The sequence below is a fragment of the Alloprevotella sp. genome (assembly GCF_057240785.1).
The window spans coordinates 40,597-59,515 of the sequence record NZ_DBHHRH010000035.1; the positions used below are offsets into that span (position 1 = coordinate 40,597).

At 42.6% G+C, this 18,919-nt stretch carries 14 protein-coding genes and 3 pseudogenes; 5 read left to right on the forward strand and 12 right to left on the reverse strand.

Annotation, left to right across the window (positions count from 1 at the left end; translation table 11 throughout):
- Window positions 1-412 precede the first annotated feature (412 nt).
- Window positions 413-769: a hypothetical protein gene (locus tag ACO4R2_RS08235; protein ID WP_484769843.1), complete on the reverse strand. Its 357-nt coding sequence runs from the start codon at window positions 767-769 to the stop codon at window positions 413-415.
- Window positions 770-884: 115 nt separating this feature from the next.
- Between ACO4R2_RS08235 and ACO4R2_RS08240 the strand changes: the two are divergent.
- Window positions 885-1,791: pseudogene (locus tag ACO4R2_RS08240) on the forward strand (IS982 family transposase).
- A 255-nt stretch (window positions 1,792-2,046) separates the two neighbouring features.
- Here ACO4R2_RS08240 and ACO4R2_RS08245 read toward each other — a convergent pair.
- From ACO4R2_RS08245 to ACO4R2_RS08285, 9 genes are all read right to left on the reverse strand, one after another.
- Window positions 2,047-2,256, reverse strand: coding sequence for a hypothetical protein (locus ACO4R2_RS08245; protein ID WP_484769844.1), 210 nt, complete (start codon window positions 2,254-2,256; stop codon window positions 2,047-2,049).
- Window positions 2,253-2,441: a hypothetical protein gene (locus tag ACO4R2_RS08250; RefSeq protein WP_484769845.1), complete on the reverse strand. Its 189-nt coding sequence runs from the start codon at window positions 2,439-2,441 to the stop codon at window positions 2,253-2,255. Before ACO4R2_RS08250 ends, ACO4R2_RS08245 begins: the two co-directional genes overlap by 4 nt.
- 111 nt (window positions 2,442-2,552) lie before the next feature.
- On the reverse strand, window positions 2,553-3,224 hold the full coding sequence (locus ACO4R2_RS08255; protein WP_484769846.1) for a hypothetical protein: 672 nt from the start codon (window positions 3,222-3,224) through the stop codon (window positions 2,553-2,555).
- A gap of 7 nt (window positions 3,225-3,231) precedes the next feature.
- The gene (locus ACO4R2_RS08260) at window positions 3,232-4,038 is read right to left on the reverse strand and encodes an RHS repeat domain-containing protein (RefSeq protein WP_484769847.1); all 807 of its coding nucleotides are present in this window, start codon (window positions 4,036-4,038) and stop codon (window positions 3,232-3,234) included.
- A 159-nt stretch (window positions 4,039-4,197) separates the two neighbouring features.
- A complete protein-coding gene (locus ACO4R2_RS08265; protein WP_484769848.1) occupies window positions 4,198-5,103 on the reverse strand; it encodes a hypothetical protein in 906 nt (301 codons plus the stop codon).
- The gene (locus ACO4R2_RS08270; protein WP_484769849.1) at window positions 5,103-6,863 is read right to left on the reverse strand and encodes an RHS repeat domain-containing protein; all 1,761 of its coding nucleotides are present in this window, start codon (window positions 6,861-6,863) and stop codon (window positions 5,103-5,105) included. Before ACO4R2_RS08270 ends, ACO4R2_RS08265 begins: the two co-directional genes overlap by 1 nt.
- Window positions 6,864-7,038: 175 nt before the next feature.
- Entirely contained in the window at window positions 7,039-7,518 is a 480-nt protein-coding gene (locus tag ACO4R2_RS08275) for a hypothetical protein (RefSeq protein WP_484769850.1), read from the reverse strand.
- Window positions 7,519-7,520: 2 nt separating this feature from the next.
- A complete protein-coding gene (locus tag ACO4R2_RS08280) occupies window positions 7,521-9,755 on the reverse strand; it encodes an RHS repeat domain-containing protein (protein ID WP_484769851.1) in 2,235 nt (744 codons plus the stop codon).
- Window positions 9,670-10,161: an SMI1/KNR4 family protein gene (locus ACO4R2_RS08285; protein ID WP_227960506.1), complete on the reverse strand. Its 492-nt coding sequence runs from the start codon at window positions 10,159-10,161 to the stop codon at window positions 9,670-9,672. The genes ACO4R2_RS08280 and ACO4R2_RS08285 overlap by 86 nt, the downstream gene beginning before the upstream one ends.
- Before the next feature lie 195 nt (window positions 10,162-10,356).
- On the opposite strand from ACO4R2_RS08285, the pseudogene ACO4R2_RS08290 reads away from it, so the two are divergent.
- Window positions 10,357-10,620 (forward strand): annotated as a pseudogene (locus tag ACO4R2_RS08290) (IS982 family transposase); the annotation flags it as partial.
- Between the two features lie 378 nt (window positions 10,621-10,998).
- The gene (locus tag ACO4R2_RS08295) at window positions 10,999-13,701 is read left to right on the forward strand and encodes a calcium-translocating P-type ATPase, PMCA-type (protein ID WP_484769852.1); all 2,703 of its coding nucleotides are present in this window, start codon (window positions 10,999-11,001) and stop codon (window positions 13,699-13,701) included.
- Between the two features lie 115 nt (window positions 13,702-13,816).
- On the opposite strand, the gene ACO4R2_RS08300 is transcribed toward ACO4R2_RS08295, so the two are convergent.
- A complete protein-coding gene (locus ACO4R2_RS08300; RefSeq protein WP_484769853.1) occupies window positions 13,817-14,107 on the reverse strand; it encodes a hypothetical protein in 291 nt (96 codons plus the stop codon).
- A 597-nt stretch (window positions 14,108-14,704) separates the two neighbouring features.
- On the opposite strand from ACO4R2_RS08300, the gene ACO4R2_RS08305 reads away from it, so the two are divergent.
- Together ACO4R2_RS08305 and ACO4R2_RS08310 are read left to right on the forward strand one after the other, a co-directional pair.
- Window positions 14,705-14,872: a hypothetical protein gene (locus ACO4R2_RS08305; RefSeq protein ID WP_484769854.1), complete on the forward strand. Its 168-nt coding sequence runs from the start codon at window positions 14,705-14,707 to the stop codon at window positions 14,870-14,872.
- Window positions 14,869-18,036, forward strand: coding sequence for a sacsin N-terminal ATP-binding-like domain-containing protein (locus ACO4R2_RS08310; protein WP_484769855.1), 3,168 nt, complete (start codon window positions 14,869-14,871; stop codon window positions 18,034-18,036). Before ACO4R2_RS08305 ends, ACO4R2_RS08310 begins: the two co-directional genes overlap by 4 nt.
- Before the next feature lie 413 nt (window positions 18,037-18,449).
- Here the strand turns inward: ACO4R2_RS08310 and ACO4R2_RS08315 are convergent.
- A pseudogene (locus ACO4R2_RS08315) lies at window positions 18,450-18,919 on the reverse strand (hypothetical protein); the annotation flags it as partial.

Genomic DNA, 18,919 nt, shown 5'->3' on the forward strand with positions numbered 1-18,919 from the left:
ATCTGCAGATTTTCCGTAGCTCTTATTTTTTGATAAAAAATAATATGTCCAATATGCAATCTCTTTTAATAGCATAATCTTATCTCCTTGATTTTGATGCAGGACCAATGAAAGTTTGTCTGGGGCTAAAACGTCTTTTGCTGGTTTATTCAGAAATAGAAAGAATTAAAAATGATTCTTCATTGCAGCATTTGATTAAAGAATAATCTGGAGGGCTAAGTGTCAACGATTAAAGGTGGCTACCATAAACAATCTAAAGATGCTATAAATAACATCACAGTATATTCTTCACCAAGCGTTTTCCAACCACACGTCTACGAACTTTATAAAACTTGACATAGATATATTCCCAAATGTTCATATCACCTTTAAGTCCTTAAAATAATACTTCTCTTATTATAAAGAGTTGATTTTAATAAAGGTTATAAATAGAGTATTCTAAATGACATAATACTTGAAGCGAATCCATAGAAGGAAGATACCAAACAGTGAGTAAACTATCTGAATGGGTTTGCCAAGTGTACTCCATTACTTTTATGCTGCGACTGAGTCGTTGTGATTTTGTAAAACAGTTTAGGACAGCAGTCCTAAACTCATCATGCTGTTCTGTTATTAAATATGAGGCAATATCCTTAGGGGCTCCATACAAAGAATCAATTTCTTTAACACTATATGTATTAGGTTTAATAACATTCTTTTGAAATTGACCAGTATTCTTGCAGCTGTGAAAAACAAAAAGCAAAGCCATTAAAATATTATAATATTTCATTTATCTAAAATAACGTGAGTTCGACGAATTATAAGTGTCTATAAATTTGGTGATTAGCGAAATTTGTTGTAATTTTAAGGTGTTGAAATACAAATAATTACAAACAAAAATCGCTATGATTACCGAGGATAAAGTTACTGAAATATTTTGTATGGCAGATGATTTCTGCAAGTTTTTTGATGCAATGGTGGCAAAATATACGCTAAAACCTACTGGAAAAAAGAAATTATCATCGTGATTCCACGATGTCAAAGGCAGAAGTCATGCTAATAATGATTCTTTTTCATGACTCTGGTTATCGCTGCTTTAAACATTTCTATCTTGAAAAAGTATGTAAGCATCTGCGTCATTTGTTTCCTAAAGTTGTCTCATACAACCGTATAGTAGAATTGGAAAGGGAGGTTGTCATTCCACTCGCTTTGTTTATCAAGAAAGTATTGTTGGGCAAATGCACGGGCATAAGCTTCGTTGACAGCACACCACTGCGTGTTTGTAAAAACCAAAGAATACATATTCACAAAGTTTTCAAAGGCATAGCTCAAAGAGGGAAAAGCTCTATGGGGTGGTTCTTCGGTTTCAAATTGCATTTGATTTGTAATGAGAAAGGAGAGCTTCTCAACTTTATGATAACGCCGGGAGATATTGATGACCGTAAACCTTTGGAGTATCAAGCTTTTGTAGAGTTTATACATGGTAAGCTGGTCGGTGACAAGGGGTACATCAGTAAGAACCTCTTTCAAAGGCTTTTCGTTGACGGAATACAACTTATTACCAAATTGAAAAGTAACATGAAAGGAGCTTTAATGAGCGTTTCAGACAGACTTTTACTCAGAAAAAGAGCCATTATAGAAACGGTAAACGATGAGCTGAAGAACATTGCTCAAGTGGAACACTCCAGACATAGATGCTTCGACAATTTCATCGTCAATTTACTGAGTGCCATTGCTGCATATTGCTTATTCCCAAAGAAGCCGTGCATCAATGTGCAAAGGACATTCGATACACAGCTTGCGTTATTCTAAATTCGTCGAACTCACGTTACTTACAAATCTATCTTCGTCTTCTATTATGTTTGTTTTATCTTTATCTGACGTTAGCAACATCGTCTTGCCAATGAAAGGGGTAAAATCAGTTGTATTTTCAACGAATCTTTCAACTATATTCCCATTTTTTCCCAAGAGACCCTTACATAAAGAGAGCCAAATCTATCTAAGAGTGCTTTTCTTATAATTTGCTCCCCTTTTTCATCTGCAAATTAAATTGTATTGAACTCATAATTAACCACAACTAATTTTTCTATGTTTTTGACTCGGCTTTTTCCAATCATCGGCTTTATCAGGGTTTATAAGTGTTACACGTTGTTTTTTATCATGCAAAACAATCTTTACATCATCGCCCAAAGTTTGCCTAATATCCATAGTAGCCCCTCGCTCTATTGCTGATGGTCTAAAACCTCCACGAGTACGATATCTCTTGATGTACTTCAAATTATTTGTTTCTTTGTACCGTCTGCATATACTACTACATCGCCAAATCTTGATAACCCGCTCCCTAATTTAATTTGCCCTTCTGTTCCAACGCTTTTGCCTAAGTTTTTTAAATCATCCTCTAATTGATTTTGAATACTTTGGTGTAGAGTACCACTACGACCGCTTAACCCTAATCTCTCCATTCTATTATTGAAAAAATCAAGCAGAAGATGACAAAGCTACAAAAATGTAGATGTTTCGCCAAAAGCGGAGAAAAGAGAGCAAAAAACGTCTCAATTGATGATACTTTGATTTTAAACTTCTTTTAGAAGATATTTGTAAAATAATTCTAATTCTGTTGTATCTTGATTTTGTGATTTTTCTCTGTTGTATATTTCATTGTATTTGATTTCTAGCTTTTTCATATCATTTTCTCTTTTCAATAAATACATTGATACATTATCCGTATTTTCTTTTAAATAATAATCATCATCAACTAAATCAAACCATTTTTTTGCATAATCCACACTTTTAATGAGTTCTGCTTTCCAATTTTTTTTGTCTTCTAATTTCTCAAATGTAGAAAACCAAATAGAAAAGTCTTTATTAAAAGCCTCTAAAGATTGTTCATCTTTTTTTAAAAATCTCCAATCAGTTAATCCACAAATATTGTTGCTTGAAGTCCTAACCTTAATACTATCTTCTATTATTTTTGATGTCCAATTTTTAGGGTATTCCACGAGTGGGTCTGTTAAAACCTTTTTTAGAATTTGGTTAACACCATTTGCTATATCTTTATTCTGTAAATAAAGTTTTAAATGTAATGAATGCCCTGTTACAGATTTTGTAACGCCAATTTCATAAACATACAAACTGTTACCATTTTTTTTCTCGAACTTGTTTGAAGATTTTAAACTAAACCCAATTTCTTCAAAGCTTGACTTAATAGTTTCAACTATTTTATTTATTATATCTTTCTTATCCATAATAATTTTACATACCTATTTCCCATAATTGCACATTTCTTACGCTTGTTGTAACGTTAGAGGTTGATGTTCCAGCTAATGGATTGCCATTCATATCTAAAGGTGCATTCTTACCAAAAACACCACCACCAGAATTTATTAGATTGTCTTTCCCTATCTGCGAAGAACTCCTAATGGCTCCTCCAGATTTAACTTCAACATTGACAATTTGTCCTGTTTTTTTATTTTGAATAAGAATATCAGAATAACGTCCTCTTCCCATTCCTGGAGTTTTAATATATACTTGTTTATCTAAAACAACTACATTTGGATTATTTAAAAGGTCATTGTATATCTTGTCCTCTGCCAATTTTCCTTGTGCTTTATTTGCTTTACAATCCAACCCAAATGGGTCAATCTGTATATTGGGGTCGAAAACATACCCATAAATAGTTGGATTACCGCCCGCCAGCCCTATCGGATCTTGGCTGATATAATTCCCTATGTTTGGGTCGTAGTATCGGAACCTATTATAATAAAGTCCAGTTTCTTTATCCTCATACTGTCCTTGGAATCTGAAAGGAATAAAGTTCCTCTCACCTCTGAGTTCCAGCATATCCCCGTAGATGTCAAGAATGCAGTCCCAAACGACCTTATCCTTGCTGTCAAGAGCCTGTATAGGCGTACCCAAGTAGTCTTGCACGATGGTATAACTATCATCCTCGGTGAGCTTTGCCACAGGTGTATAACTACCACCATCATACACCCATGTAATGAGATTGGTGTACGGCTCCTGCCTGTCATAGCGGATGCGCCCGAGTTCATCTTTCTCCATACTCGGCTTTTCCCGCCTGTCATAGTCCCACTCATGCAGCAGCACGTTTCCGTCACAAGCATAGAAACAGCGTCCTTTATGCCTAATAGTTGTAACCCCCTATTGATTACCCAATAATTATAATCGTAATCTCTGTCTTGAAGAAATAGGTTCTAAATATTACTGCATAATTTTTACATTTGGAAATTTTAAATTCATATATTCTTCTACTTCCTGCAAAGTATATTTTCTCTTTGTTTTGACAGTCAAATCAACAAGGGTAAACTTCATGTCATAATGTTCATTATAGCCAGTCGGTATTATGGGAGTTTTAGCCATATTGCTGTCGAATAAAGCATTGTTTATAATGGGAATATCCATTCCTATTTTTTTTCGAACCTTAATCAAATTTATTAGTTCCATAGGAATTAAACCACTGCTTAAAAATTCTTCATTTTCCCATTTTTCACCACGTTGCAATCCTATGCCGTCAAGATGGTACATACAAAGTTCATCCCAATAATCAGACTTTATATTCGAGAAATCATTCCAATTGTCAATGAGGGGTTGATAAATACCATAACCGTCACCATACTTTAAAACCAAGTCTTTAACTTGACTATTTCCTGTCCATTTCTCAAGCAAAAAATGAAGTAATAAGGTGCTGGGATAAACTTTTTGATTGATAAAATCTTTATTAGAAAGATTGCCCTCATCTAATAAATATGATAAAGACTTCTCAAAAAGATTTCTTATTAAATCTGTTCGTTCTACGTACAGAGCGTACTCATACGCACCTTTTAAATGATCAATCCATTTATCGTTAAGATGTCCGTAAGTCCAAAATACGGCTGTTCTTTCAAAATATTCCCAACATTCATCACTTCCTTGGAACAACAGTTTTTTTGCTTTGATATGAGTACTGTTAGGAAGACCAGATAACACACCATAGATTGTATGACTCCAATTTTTAAGAGTGTCTTTATCTGTAAAATGATTGTATCTCTGCATAAAGCGATCATCATACGATGAAGTATCTTCACCATAATTGTAATGTTTTATCGCCCTATTTATTTTATCTTTCATTACTTGCATTGTAATCTAATTGAACGTTTATCAATATTTATTTGGAGTAACTTGTTTTTTAATTTCCCTTTTGCTCTTGCTGTTTCTATGGTTTCCATCAAATTATGTTGATAGTCCGGCATGTCTGTCCATCTACCATTTGCATTTCCTGAAATCTTAGCAATATTATTATCTGTCCATCTTGACATATTGCTTTTGCTTCTCCATCTATGTTGGCTGGTCTTTACCTCAATGATATTTATATAACCATCTGATGTTTTGGTAACAAGATCAAAGCCGTGCCCTGAAGCATTTTGAACTGAACCTAAAATTTTATGTCCTTGTCCATGTAAGTATTTGGCAGCTACTTTTTCACCCCAAGGACCAATGCCATTTAATCCCAGTGGATCCACCCAACTATTTGTATCTCTCACATACCCATACAGTGTAGGGTTGTTTCCAGCCAGTCCTATCGGGTCTTGACTAATGTAGTTTCCGGTATGTGGCGAGTAATACCTGAACCTGTTGTAATACAGTCCTGTTTCCCCATCTTCGTATTGACCTTGGAAACGGAAGGGTATGAAGTCTCGTTTTCCTCTGAGTTCCAGTACATCCCCATAGATGTCAAGGATGCAGTCCCAGACCACATTTCCCTTGCTGTCAAGAGCCTGTATAGGTGTCCCCATATAGTCCTGCACAATGCTGTAACTGTCCTCCTCGGTGAGTTTTGCCACAGGTGTATAACTGCCACCGTCATACACCCATGTAATGAGATTGGTGTACGGTTCTGGCTTGTCATAGCGGATGCGACCGAGTTCATCTTTCTCCATTCTCGGCTTTTCCCGCCTGTCATAGCTCCACTCATGCAGCAGCACGTTGCCGTCCCAGGCATAGCGATGGCAGACGTCGTGCGTCTCTTTAAGGGTACGCCTGCCCAAGGCGTCGTACTCAAACCTTATGGTGGCACCATCGGGCGTGCGTACGCTCTTGAGCATGCCATTGCCGTACCACTCGTAAGCGGTGTCTCCCTGTTGCCAGCCATAATGAGCCCGCAGTTCCTTGTCATTGGGTGTGGTTCGAGTGAAGAGCTTGTCAAGCCAATCCTTAGGTTGCGGCATCACGGGAGGCTCCAAGACATTGCGAGTACTCTTGAGGATAAGATTGCCTTCCCCGTCGTAGCGATAGTAGTTCTTCTCATCCTTGAGCAGCCTGCCGCTCCTGTCATAGACACGTCCCCTGGCATCCCTGTCCCGATAGACGTTGCCGATGATGTCGGGAGTCTTGAAGAGACACTCGCTCATGTCAAGCGATGCACAGACAAGGGTGCCGAAGCTGTCATAGTCGTACATCACGGGAGACTTCCTCAGGTGAGACCGCATGGAAAGCAACCTGTCGTTCCTTCTCCATGCATAGAAGCGGTGTCCACGCGATTCCGTCCCCGCATAGGTACACCTTGCCTCCAGACGTCCCGCAAAGTCGTATTCCGAGGTAATGCGCACGCCACCCGTGGCAAAGCGCTCTATCTCGCGTCCCCTCTCATCGTAGCGGATACGGCTTTCCCAAGCGTCTGATTCCTCTGACTGCTGGGCATGGAGGGTCTCCGTCTCCCCAAGTGGGGTGTAGGAGGTATTCTGCTCCGCTCCGAGAGAACTCCGCAGTCCTGAGTGTCCGCCCCATTGGTCATATTCATGCTCAATGGCAATCCTGTCTGCCTTGCCTCCGTTCGGGAGTATCTGCTCTTCTTTAATGACACGACCCTTTTTGTCGCGGCTGAAGGTCACTTCGCCCTGTGCGTTGGCCCTGTAGTCGTATCTGAACAGGATCTCAAAGCCGTTGATGTCGCTGATGCGGCTCAGCAGGCGTACTTCCTCATAGGAGGTGTTGGTAAAGTGGTAGAACAGGTCTTCGCCGATGTCCCAGATATAATACCTTCCATCCTCACCAAAGCGGGATACATCACTCTCTCTTTAGATGAACAACCCTATTGGGTATAAAGACCGTTGCTTCATCTCCGATAGTTTCAAATACCCACTCATTCCATTGTTTATCTTTCCAACACTGTTTTTTGAGTTTTCTGAATAGGGATTGCACTTCTTTTTTTAACTCTGGAAACTCATTACCAGCAAAATAAGCTAAACGACCTTGAACGTATACATTTTCGTCTCTGATTTTTGAAGGTGTGTATTCAACAACAGGGCTATCATAAATAGAAATGGACAATTTACCTGACAAAGTATTTATTTGAGTAGCCAATTTTTCACAAGTTAAATAAATTTCAAAAGGCATTTTAGGAAAGTCTTCTGTTTCTTTTATTATACTTTTATTCTCTCCGAAATAATCCCTTGCATAAAGAGAGCCAAACCTATCTAAAAGCTCTTGCCTTATAATTTGCTCCCCTTTTTCATCTGCAAAATAATTAAATTGTATTGAACTCATAATTAACCATAACTATTTTTTCTATGTTTTTTACTTGGCACTTTCCAGTCATCGGCTTTATCGGGGTCTATAAGTGTTACCCGTCCCTTTTTATCGTGGAAAACTATCCTTACATCATCGCCCAAAGCCTCCCTAATATCCATAATCGCTCCTCGCTCTCTTGAAGACGGTCTAAATCCTCCACGAGTACGCATATCTCCGATTTGATGTACTTCAATTATATCTCCTACATCATTCCTTACTACTAAATCACCAAATCTTGATTGTCCATTTTTTAATTTTATCTGCCCTTCTGCTTCTACACTTTTGCCTAAACCTTTTAAATCATCTCGTAATTGGTCTTGAATACTCCTGTGTAGAGTACCACCACGACCGCTTAACCCAAACGGGTCTATCCAACTATTGGAATCGTGAATGTATGCGTAAAGTTGCATACCTCCTTGTAAATCTATGGGGTCTTGGCATATGTAATTTCCTGTATTCGGGTCATAGTATCTGAACCTGTTGTATGCCAACTTGATTTCCTCATCATAGTACTGTCCTTGGAAAAGAAACGGTATCTTGACGTAGTCCTTGTAGGAAGTATAGTTCATCGACCTTTCCTCAATGACCTTTCCGTTCCTGTCCAGCCTACGGTACCATACTTCCTCGCCCTGCTCGTTGTACGCCTCCACGGGCGTGCCCAGATGGTCGGTCACGATGGAGTATGCCTTGCCGTCCTGAAACAGAGCTAAGGGCACGAAACTCTCTTCCTCGAAGAGCCATGTCCTGAGGTCCTTTTGGTATTCTTCTATCTCTCCCTGCTCATTGCGCCTCCGCTTGGGTGTCCACTCGTGCAGGGGCACGTTGTCGTTCCACAGCCAGCAGGTGATGCCAATGGCATCCTTGCTCAGGCGCCTTCCGAGGGCGTCATAGGTGAACAGGGCATCAAAGGCAAAATCTCCCCCTCCGGGAGGTCTGACCTCCTTCAGCGTTCCGTTCTGATTCCAGATATACCGCCAGCGTTCGGACTTGCTGTCCCACCATTTGCCGGAACCCTTGTATTTCTCTACGAGCTGTCCGTCCCTGTCATAGACAAAGCGCCATTCCCCCGACTGCTCCAGCTTTCCCCCTCGGAGGTACTTGCGCAGCTTTCTGTCAGGGTCGTCAAAGAGGTTGCCCGCCTTGTCCGAAAGACGGTACTCCTCCCTGCCATCGGCATAGACCGCCTTTTGCAGATGCCCGGTGGGGCTGTACTCATAGGTGGTGGTGCCAAAGCGGTTGTCCTCCGTCTTAAGCAGCCTGTCGGCACTGCCCCAATGGTATTTACGCTCCCTGCGCACTTTGGATGACTGGCGGGTCTTGTTGTCGATGAGCCTGCCGATGTCGTCATAGGCAAAGCTCTGCGTCACGCCACCGGGGAGCATGCGCTCCAGCTCAAAGCCAAGGCTGTCATACTCGTGCCTGCTCTCAAAGCGACCAGGGGCTTCCGCCTGTCCTGCCGAGAAGCAGGTCAGTTCCCCGAACTCATTGCGCTCGTAGGTAAGGTCGGCGCCAAGGGAGCTCGTAAGCGTGGCTATCTGTCCAGACTTGTCATAGGTACGTTTGATAACGTGTTCATTGCTCCGCTCCTCCACGGGCAACCCCATGTTGTCGTAGCGGAAACTGACTATAGCGTGTTCATTCCTGGCTTCCGCCAGCCGTCCGGAGGCATAGTAGCCGTAAGTCTGCTCTTCCGCCTTGTCGTAATCGTGGGTAACACGCGTGACCCGTCCGCATCTGTCGTACTCGTACTCTTTGAACTTGCCGCTGGGAAGCGTTTCCTTGATGACACGACCCGCACGGTCACGGACATATTTCCTCACGCCACCGTCGAACCCCTCCTCCTGCAGTACGTTTCCCGAGGCGTCCATGGCAAAGGCATAGTGCTCGCCCTTCTCGTTGATAATTTCGAGCAGCCTCTCCTCACGGTCATGCAGGAAACAGATGACGCCACGGGCATCCTTCCGGCGCGTGAGCTTCCACATCCCCTCATAGCCGTACTCCACCTCCTGATGGTCGTCCTTATAGGCAAGGAGATTGTCGATGCCGTCGTAGGTCAGTACCATCCTTACATAGTAGGAATCAATGGCCTCTTTGATCAAAACGATTCCCCCAAAAACACAACCTTCATTACATAGGGCGTAAATTCGAGTAAAATGTGCAAAAGCAGTCAGAGACAACATGTAAACCTTCTGGGAAATCATACTCTGTTTCAAAGAATAAAATTTTGCCCGAAAATAAATCAACCCAATATTGATTTCCTGCTGCATCATTTCCTATCGGTATATGTCTTGTTGTAAAGTCATCTGGTAGGTCAGGGTTTTTCTTTGCAATATCCCAATAACGTTCAAGCCTACCATTGACGTCGTATAAGGTTTCAACTTCCAACTCGACATCTAAATCACTTTTAAGGATTAACCCATCTGGGAAAAATAATCCATTAAATTGTAATAAAAACTCCATGTATTCATCTTTTCCCGGGAATTCCCATTCGCAAAAAAACAGAACAATGTTCTCATACGATATTTTTCTCCCGATTACCTTCTTATTGGTAATTTTATCTATAAATGAATTATTTAGCATAACTATTTCGTTTGTATTTTTTTCCAGTTTGCTCTTCATAATCTTTAACACCTCCTCTATATGATAATTTCTGATGGCTTTCGCTTCGAACAAGTTGCATTTCCATTGAATTTGTGTCAGGATCGTAACTAACGTGAGTTCGACGAATTATAAGTGTCTATAAATTTGGTGATTGGCGAAATTTGTTGTAACTTTAAGGTGCTAATATACAAATAATTACAAACAAAAATCGCTATGATCACCGAAGACAAAATTACAGAAATCTTTTGTATGGCAGACGACTTCTGCAAGTTATTTGATGCTATAACAGCAAAATATACGCTAAAACCTACTGGAAAAAGAAAATATCATCGAAGTTCTACAATGTCAAAGGCAGAAGTCATGCTGATAATGATTCTTTTCCACACTTCCGGTTATCGCTGCTTTAAACATTTCTATCTTGAAAAAGTATGTAAGCATCTTCGCCATCTGTTTCCCAATGTTGTTTCTTATAACCGAATTGGGATTAATGGCAAATCTCAGAAAGTCCTTCGTTAGTAACCTTCTTTTTGATCTGCAACTCCCACTCGTGGAGGCTTATATAACAACTCTTCACCTGTAATGCTCTTTGGGCATTGCAGTTTTTTATTGTCCTCCCTTCCTCAAAGAGGGGCGACATCGAAGAAGTAGGGTAGCTTACGCACCTTCAACGGAAGCTCACAACTTTCCTCCAAAGTAAGCCTTTTTCTCCTACTCCTCTTCAAAAAAACTTGCTGCTTGGCGTACATTCTGAGGCTTAAAATCATAAATAACATTTCACTGCTGCAACTTTTTTGAGGACTCTTCACTTTTCGAATGAAAGTTCTGTAACTTTGCTGCTTTCTATACGATTTTATAATGACTACAAAATCATTTTCTACGGGACTTACCGAAGAGCAAGTGCTGGAAAGCCGGCGCGTACATGGTGATAATGTTTTGACGCCAGCAGCCAGGGAATCACTCTTCCGTAAGTTTCTTCATAAGTTTCAGGACCAACTCATCATTATCTTACTCGTCGCAGCCGTTTTGTCCATACTGATTGCCTGTTATGAATTTTATGTGCTCGGCCTCGGCATTTCTGTTTTTTTCGAACCTTTGGGTATCATCATTGCCGTTCTTTTGGCCACAGGGTTGGCTTTTTATTTTGAGGTGCGCGCCGAACGTGAGTTTGCCGTGCTTACTCAGGTCAACGACGACATCCCTGTGCGTGTGGTGCGCAACGGACATAACCATTCCGTTCCCCGTCGCGATATTGTTGTGGGCGACTTTGTCCTGCTCGACACAGGAGATGAAGTTCCGGCCGATGGAACACTGCTTTCAGCCAATAGTTTGAAAGTTGATGAGAGTACGCTGACTGGCGAACCCATCTGTTCCAAAACCACCCACACCGAACTTTTCGATGCCGAGGCAACGTTTCCCTCCAATCGTGTGCTGCGCGGCACGAAGGTAATGGAAGGCAACGGCAGCTTTCTCGTGGAAGCCGTTGGCGACCATACTGAGAACGGCCGCGTTTTCCGTGCTGCCCAAATCGACAATGGGGAGCAAACACCTCTTAGTAGGCAGCTCGACAAACTCAGCATCTTCGTTTCCCGCGCCAGTTATGTCTTGGCAGCCCTCATCTTGGTGGGACGCACGGTGGAGTACTTCCTCTCCGCTCCTCCCACGTTCAATTGGATTTTCTTTGCAGGGTATCTCCTTTCCAGCATTATGATAGCCGTCACCATCATAGTGATGGCAGTTCCAGAAGGCCTACCCATGGCCGTCACACTGAGTCTGGCCTATAGTATGCGCCGCCTGCTCAAGGCCAACAACCTCGTGCGCCATCTCCACGCTTGCGAAACGATGGGAGCCACCACTGTGATTTGTACCGACAAAACCGGAACGCTCACAGAGAACCGTATGCGCGTGGCTCATGCTGAGGTGCTGGCCGAAATGTGCTTTGCCGAAGCCCTCGCCGTCAATTCCACTGCTACGCTTGATGATACCGATACCGACCACATCGAAGTACTCGGAAATCCCACCGAGGGCGCGCTCCTGTTCTGGCTCTCCGAGCAGCACCACGACTATGAAGCCCTGCGCTCTGCGGCAGCTGTCGTAGATCAGATTCCCTTTTCCACTGAGCGCAAATATATGGCCACCCTCGTCCAGTCCTCCGTTGATGGACAATGGCATATCTATCTGAAAGGAGCTTCCGAAATCCTCTTCCATTTCTGTCCCCAGCTCGATGAATCTCGCCAACAAGAAATTCTTCAAACTCTCTTCTCTTATCAGCAGCGCGCTTTCCGCACACTCGGCTTCGTAGATCTCGCTTTCTCCTCCCAAGAGGCTGCTGAAATCGAACTCTCTGCTCTTCGCCACAGCGGTACACTCACCACGGCCGATACAGCCGTGTTTACCAGCACCTTTCAAGGCTATGTGGCCATCTCCGATCCCGTACGCGCTGAAGTACCCGCCGCCATTCGTTGCTGCCTTACTGCTGGTATAGGCGTGAAGATAGTGACGGGCGACACTCTCGGCACCGCGCGCGAGATAGGCCGACAAGTGGGAATCTGCTCCGATGCCGATTCCGCGCAGGCTTTCATCACAGGTCCAGAGTTTGCCGCTCTCAGCGATGAGGAGTTGATAGAGCGAGTAGGGGAATTGAAAGTCATTGCCCGCGCCCGCCCGATGGATAAGAAGCGATTGGTTGAAGCTCTGCAAAAGCGCGGAGAGGTGGTGGCTGTTACTGGCGATGGCACCAATGATGCTCCTGCTCTGAAAGCCGCTCATGTGGGTCTCTCCATGGGCGACGGCACGAGTGTGGCTAAGGAGGCGAGCGACATCACGATTATCGACAATTCGTTTAGCTCCATCGTCAATGCCGTCATGTGGGGACGTTCGCTCTATAAGAATATCCAGCGATTCATTCTCTTCCAGCTCACTGTCAATGTGGCTGCGTGCCTCGTTGTTCTCATAGGCTCGTTTATGGGTACACAAAGCCCGCTCACCGTCACGCAGATGCTGTGGGTCAATCTCATTATGGACACCTTTGCCGCAGTGGCTCTGGCCTCTCTTCCGCCTTCTTCCGACGTTATGGAAGAGCAGCCACGCGCTCGCGAAGCCTTTATTATCACGCCCGCCATGCGGTGGAACATTCTGCTCACGGGCTTTGCTTTCACAGGCATTCTACTCGTAGCCCTCTATGTGCTGAAACATTTTTATGTCTACAGTTTGTGCTCTTTGCCCGAATCTTTCTCTTTAGTGAGAGCTACGGGCGGCAATCTGCTATCTGACTACGAGTTGAGTCTCTTCTTCACCTTCTTCGTTCTGCTCCAATTCTGGAATTTATTCAACGCCCGCAGCTTTGCCACCTCCCAAGTGTGGCCGCGCCTCCGTGGTTGCCGTGGCTTCTTCTTGATAGTCGGTCTCATTCTGCTGGGGCAGGTGCTCATCGTCAATTTGGGTGGACCGGTGTTCAATGTAGTGCCGCTCTCGCTTTCGGATTGGTTGTTGCTCCTCGCCACCACTTCTGTCGTTCTCTGGGTGGGTATCGCTCTGCGCGCAGTCCGCTATCGTAAATAATTCCGTAAATCTAACGGTGCGAGAATCGCGCGAAAATCATCGCTTCTCCCGCCGCTCGTTTTTGTAGCACTCTGGAAGAGTGCATTTTCTAAGGATGTCCGTCGATACAATAAGGCTATTTTTCAAACTCATCCTTGTTCTTAAGCATCAAGGCGTTGATCTCTATATTATAGAGTGACAACATACGCTCTAGTCCATAAAAAGTATATTTATATGGATGTTCAAAATATAACTTATCCGAATATTTTGTATGCTTGACTTTTAGCAGCAAAAGAAGTTTGCTTAATAACGTTTTGTTCATAAGATACTTTTCTAAAACGAAAATACTAACATATTTGTCACCTTGACGTTGTAAATATGAAAAAAAACTTTTGACTCCACCAAGGCTTTCCGCAAAAATCTTCATCTTTCTTTTGTTTTCCCTCATAAACTCCTAACAACCCCAAATCGGTTTAAGGTTACCTCTTTTTTACTCAGCTTATAGTCCACAACGATTCTTTCGACCTTGTTGTAGGTCGAAGATTCATTGTTTCACGCAGGTAGGTTTAGAAAAGTGTGAGCTGCTTCACTTCTGCTTTCCCCTCCCTCTCAACCTCCATATTGATAGAGGGTTGTGTTGAAACTATTTTAAGGCAAAAAACAAGCCTTGCTTATCTCGAATTGGGGTTAATAGAATGTCTCTCGGAGGCTACTCGCCCCCTGCCGACAGCACCCCCCCCGGTGTTTTTCATTCCTCAAGCAGTCACCACTAAATAACGTAGAAAGCCAAATAAATAAAAATCCGTATATTTGCCACCATAAGGCAAGTGTCAACCTAAAACAGATTTAGGAGACAGAGATGACAACCTCCCATAAACTTAAGTTCAGGAGCTGTCAACCAAAAGATATTTTAACAATCAGAACTGTCAACCTTTTTCAGTACAGAACACTTGAAAGCCAGATTACGGAGTTAAAACAGAAAATCGAAGCACAGCAGTAACAGCAGAATGTTCTTTCCGGGCGTGTGAGCGAGGTAGAACAACTGAATGTCGATCGGCGTAAGGCGATGGACTTTGGCAAGGGCATCACAACGGCACAAGGTAGCAATGGCGTAACCTACAAGCTGATTTCACTGATTGAGAAAATAACTACATGTAAAGATATAAGAAAGAATAATCAATCATTACAATGACAGTAGATAGACCACTGAAGTTGGAGGAAATCCAAGAGCGGAATAAGGAGAAGGCCCGCAGGCAAGACAATAAGCAACATTGCCAAAAGATATTACAAGGTATCGGTAAGTTTGATGATAGTACGGCTCATCGTGCCATCTGGGAATTAGTACAGAATGCACGCGACCTCTCTGAGCATTCTCACATCCGCATTGAACTACACGAGGATAAGTTTATATTCGCACATAACGGCAGACCTTTTAATTTTGATAGCCTGAGCTCGCTCATAAAGCAGGTCTCGTCCGAAGAGAAAGAAGATCCTGATGCAGCCGGACAGTTTGGTACTGGTTTTATGACCACCCATAAGTTCAGCCGAGTCCTGGAATTGTTTGGATCCTATGAGATTGCAGAGGGAAAGTATGTATCTTTGGAAACTTCTGATGGGAAGGGGTTTGTTATTGATCGTAGTTCGGACGATCTCCCTGGCATGATTCAATCAATGACAGAACAATTAGGTGAGTTGGACAAATTGCTGGTGAATAAATATAAAGAAGCAACTGCTACGGCACAGCCGGAGACCGTATTTCTGTATCATTTAGACCGTCCAGACAGAAAAAAGGCTGCAAGAATGGGAGTTGAAGCCGCCGTCGAATTGATGCCGTATGTAATGACTATCAACGAGCGTATTGAGCGCTGTACTATACATTTGCAGGAAGGGACGAGCATTGACTTCCGCAAAGAGGACAAACAAGATGCAGAAGGACTTCACTGTAAGAGAATCAGGAAAAATCAGACCCCGATAGATGTCTTTTATTTGCAATCGGAAGATAGAAAGGATATCGTTATCCTACCTTTACGTCAAGCAACCGAGGCTAGGAAGCTGAATAATGTTCCTCGTTTCTTCATCTTCTTTCCTCTATTAGGGACCGAGCAACATAGCATTAACTATATCTTCCACTCGGAGAAGTTTTTCCCTACCGAGCCTCGTGACCTGATTGTATTACCAGATGGAAATAGTGAACATCAAAATAAAATTGATGCTGATGTTGCGTTAATTGATGAGATGTGCAAGATGCTGTTTGACTATCTGAGGGAGCATAGTGCGAATATATCGGGTAGTATTGCTTTGGCACCTGTCGGCTTTGATACAACAGCAATGAAACATGAGTTGGTAGAATACTTCAAGTCACTTCACACTAAGTGGGTGGATGAATTTCAGTCTATTCCCTTCATTGAAACGACAGATAAACATGTAAGTATCAGTCAAACGGACAAGATTAAGGTTCTTGATCATACCATTGTAGAGTTTCTACGAGAAGAAGGTAATGAGAAATACCTGAAAGTCGTTTATGATTACGCGAGTAAGGTTTCCTGCCTACCGAAGAAGGAAGAAATTCTTGATTGGAGCGACATTGTCTTTGGATGGAAACCTGAAAAGAGGGAATGGGTTGTGTCGGTAGAGGACATTGTCAACAAGATTATAGAAAACAATGATAAGACTGGTTTACTGGAGTTCTTGATGTACTTGAAGGAGAGTGGACAAACGGAGTATTTTCGTAAGGCTATAATTCCAAATCGAGAAGGTGTACTTTGCTCGATTAACAATCTGCGGAATGGTGAGAATATACCCGACAACCTCTATATGGCCATCAAACCATTAGTACCAGATTTTACCCATCAGTTGGTGGACGAACAATATGTCAAGGTTTACGATGAATGGGTATCGCCAACACGCGAAGATTTGAAGACTGCACTTAATGGTTTTGTGAGTGCCGAGGAGATGAAGCCGAAACCTTACATGAACAACTTAGAAGCAGTTATAGATTTCTGTATGACTTTCCCAACTTCCAATACGAGCAATACTCGTTACCAGGCCATGGAGGTTATTTGCAATATGCACAATAAGCAGATGCAGCTTAATCATGTTCCGCACCTTGGTGACGTGGACAAGGAGCAGTTGATGTATAATGTGGTGTTCGATTCGCTTGTCAAATGGCAATTTAAGCAGATAGAACTTGCAGCAACAGAAGATGCAAAATGGTACGAACAAAATCAGAAAATGTTGTACCAACTTCTGAATGCACTCTCCAACAAGGAACGTCCGACTGCCTATCAGAAGACCATGCAGGATTATGCGATATTCCCTAATCAGAAAGGTAAACTCTGTAAGTGGGACGCACTGCATGTATTAGCCGAGCATGAAGAATATAAAGCTGAAGATATTGATGACTTGATTTCATATTACGAACGGGTGAAGGGAGAGGACATACGTGATAAGTGGGTTACTCCCCGTTTCAAGGACTTTGAAAAGTTCGCTGAGGATAAAGTTAAAGAGAATGTTGCCCGTCCTATTGATGATGCCCTTCAAGAATCGAACTATAGTTCCGAAGTTACTCTTGATATCATCAAGCATCTGGATAGCAAGGATGAGAACTGGGAAGATTGGTTCACTAATATCAATAAAAATAAAGCTGAGATCTTCCTCCACCGCATTGACAATAATGATTTGCCGAATGTATATACACTCTTGAAAGATAAAACTAAGATTAAGTCGCTGGCTGAGCTCGCCGATGATCCTCGGATGCAGGAGATTATTGATGCCGGTCGAAATGCATTGGCTCAAAAAGATTATGAGAATCGTCATAATGATTTCATTCATGAGTTAGGAGATTTTGTAGAGAGACTTCTTTTGGAGAAATTACAAGATGCTATCAACAATGAACAATTGAAAGTCGAGGTTTGTGATCAACAAGGTGGTCAAGACTATAAGGTCTGGGTAGGCGATAAAGTGATATATTATGTCGAAGTCAAATCTCGATGGAGTACCCGTGATTCTGTGGAAATGTCAGCCCTTCAATTCAAAACATCAGTAGAGCAGAAGGAACGCTACTCGCTTTGTATAGTAGATATGACATGGAAGAAGACTGAAGATATTGCTGTTCGCAAATATGACGATTTGGAGACTTGTATCAGTCATACCAAGGTCTTGCATGATATTGGTGAGCGCAATGAGTGGTGTATCGATAGCGTTCAAGATATCAAAGACCGGCCCCATATCGGAGGGGCATATAGTTTGGTTGTTCCTCAGAAGTTGGTAGAGCCAAGTGGCACACCTGACTTCTATAATCTGATAGAACGGATTAAGGAAGTGATTGATGGTGAAAGAAATGTAAAAAGCAAGTAATACATGCCATTACTTTCTAGGAAAGATTCAAAAAAAACAATAGCATCAGCTAACACCCAAAGTTTGTATTGGCTATACTGCTATACTGACGAGTGGAGTACAAGCCGAATGGCATAGGAGACTCGACAGGAGCAATGATTTTTCCCCTTAATATTGAGTACGCCATAAAAATGGACGACCCTGTACCGGGCTTCAGAGATTTTACAGGGCTGGGTGCTGTGGACTTCTATCCGTTTTTGCATTTCAATAGTTTTCCTTTGAAGAGGCTACCCAAACTGTGATTCAGGAATACAGCCACCTACCGCTGAAACCCATCACAAATGAGCAGACTATTGTGGTAGTGGGGGACAAGATTTCCATACAGAGTAAGGAATAGGATTGGATTTCTGCATAAGAGCATTGAGAACTTTGCTCTATCTCTTCAACTTCCACTCTTCGTCCACCTCATATCCACCATTGCCCCCCACTTCCCATTCGGCATTGCGGTCGGAAGCCGAAGTCTGGTGCGAAAGGACGTTACCCAGAATATCGTTAGGATGATGGGTACTTTGGGCAGGTACAGGTCGGAGTTCTTGCAGAGCGGGAAGTAAGGCCTTGAAGTCGATGCCTTCTGAAGCCAAGTTAAAAATGCACTTGTGCGCGAAATCAACACAATAGTATTCATCACCTTGCCGGAAGATGGCGAGGTGATTTTCTTTTAGTGTTGCCCCTAAGTCTATTTTATCGCTCGATGTGGCCAGATTGTTCAGCACTTCTACGGCAAAGCCATTGTTGAGGATGCCGTGTGGCTCTATATAAATAAGGTGGGGATTATCAATCTTCCAGATAGATACTGTCCTAAAAAAGTGTGTAAGCTCCAAAGTTCTTATATTTGTAGTGAATA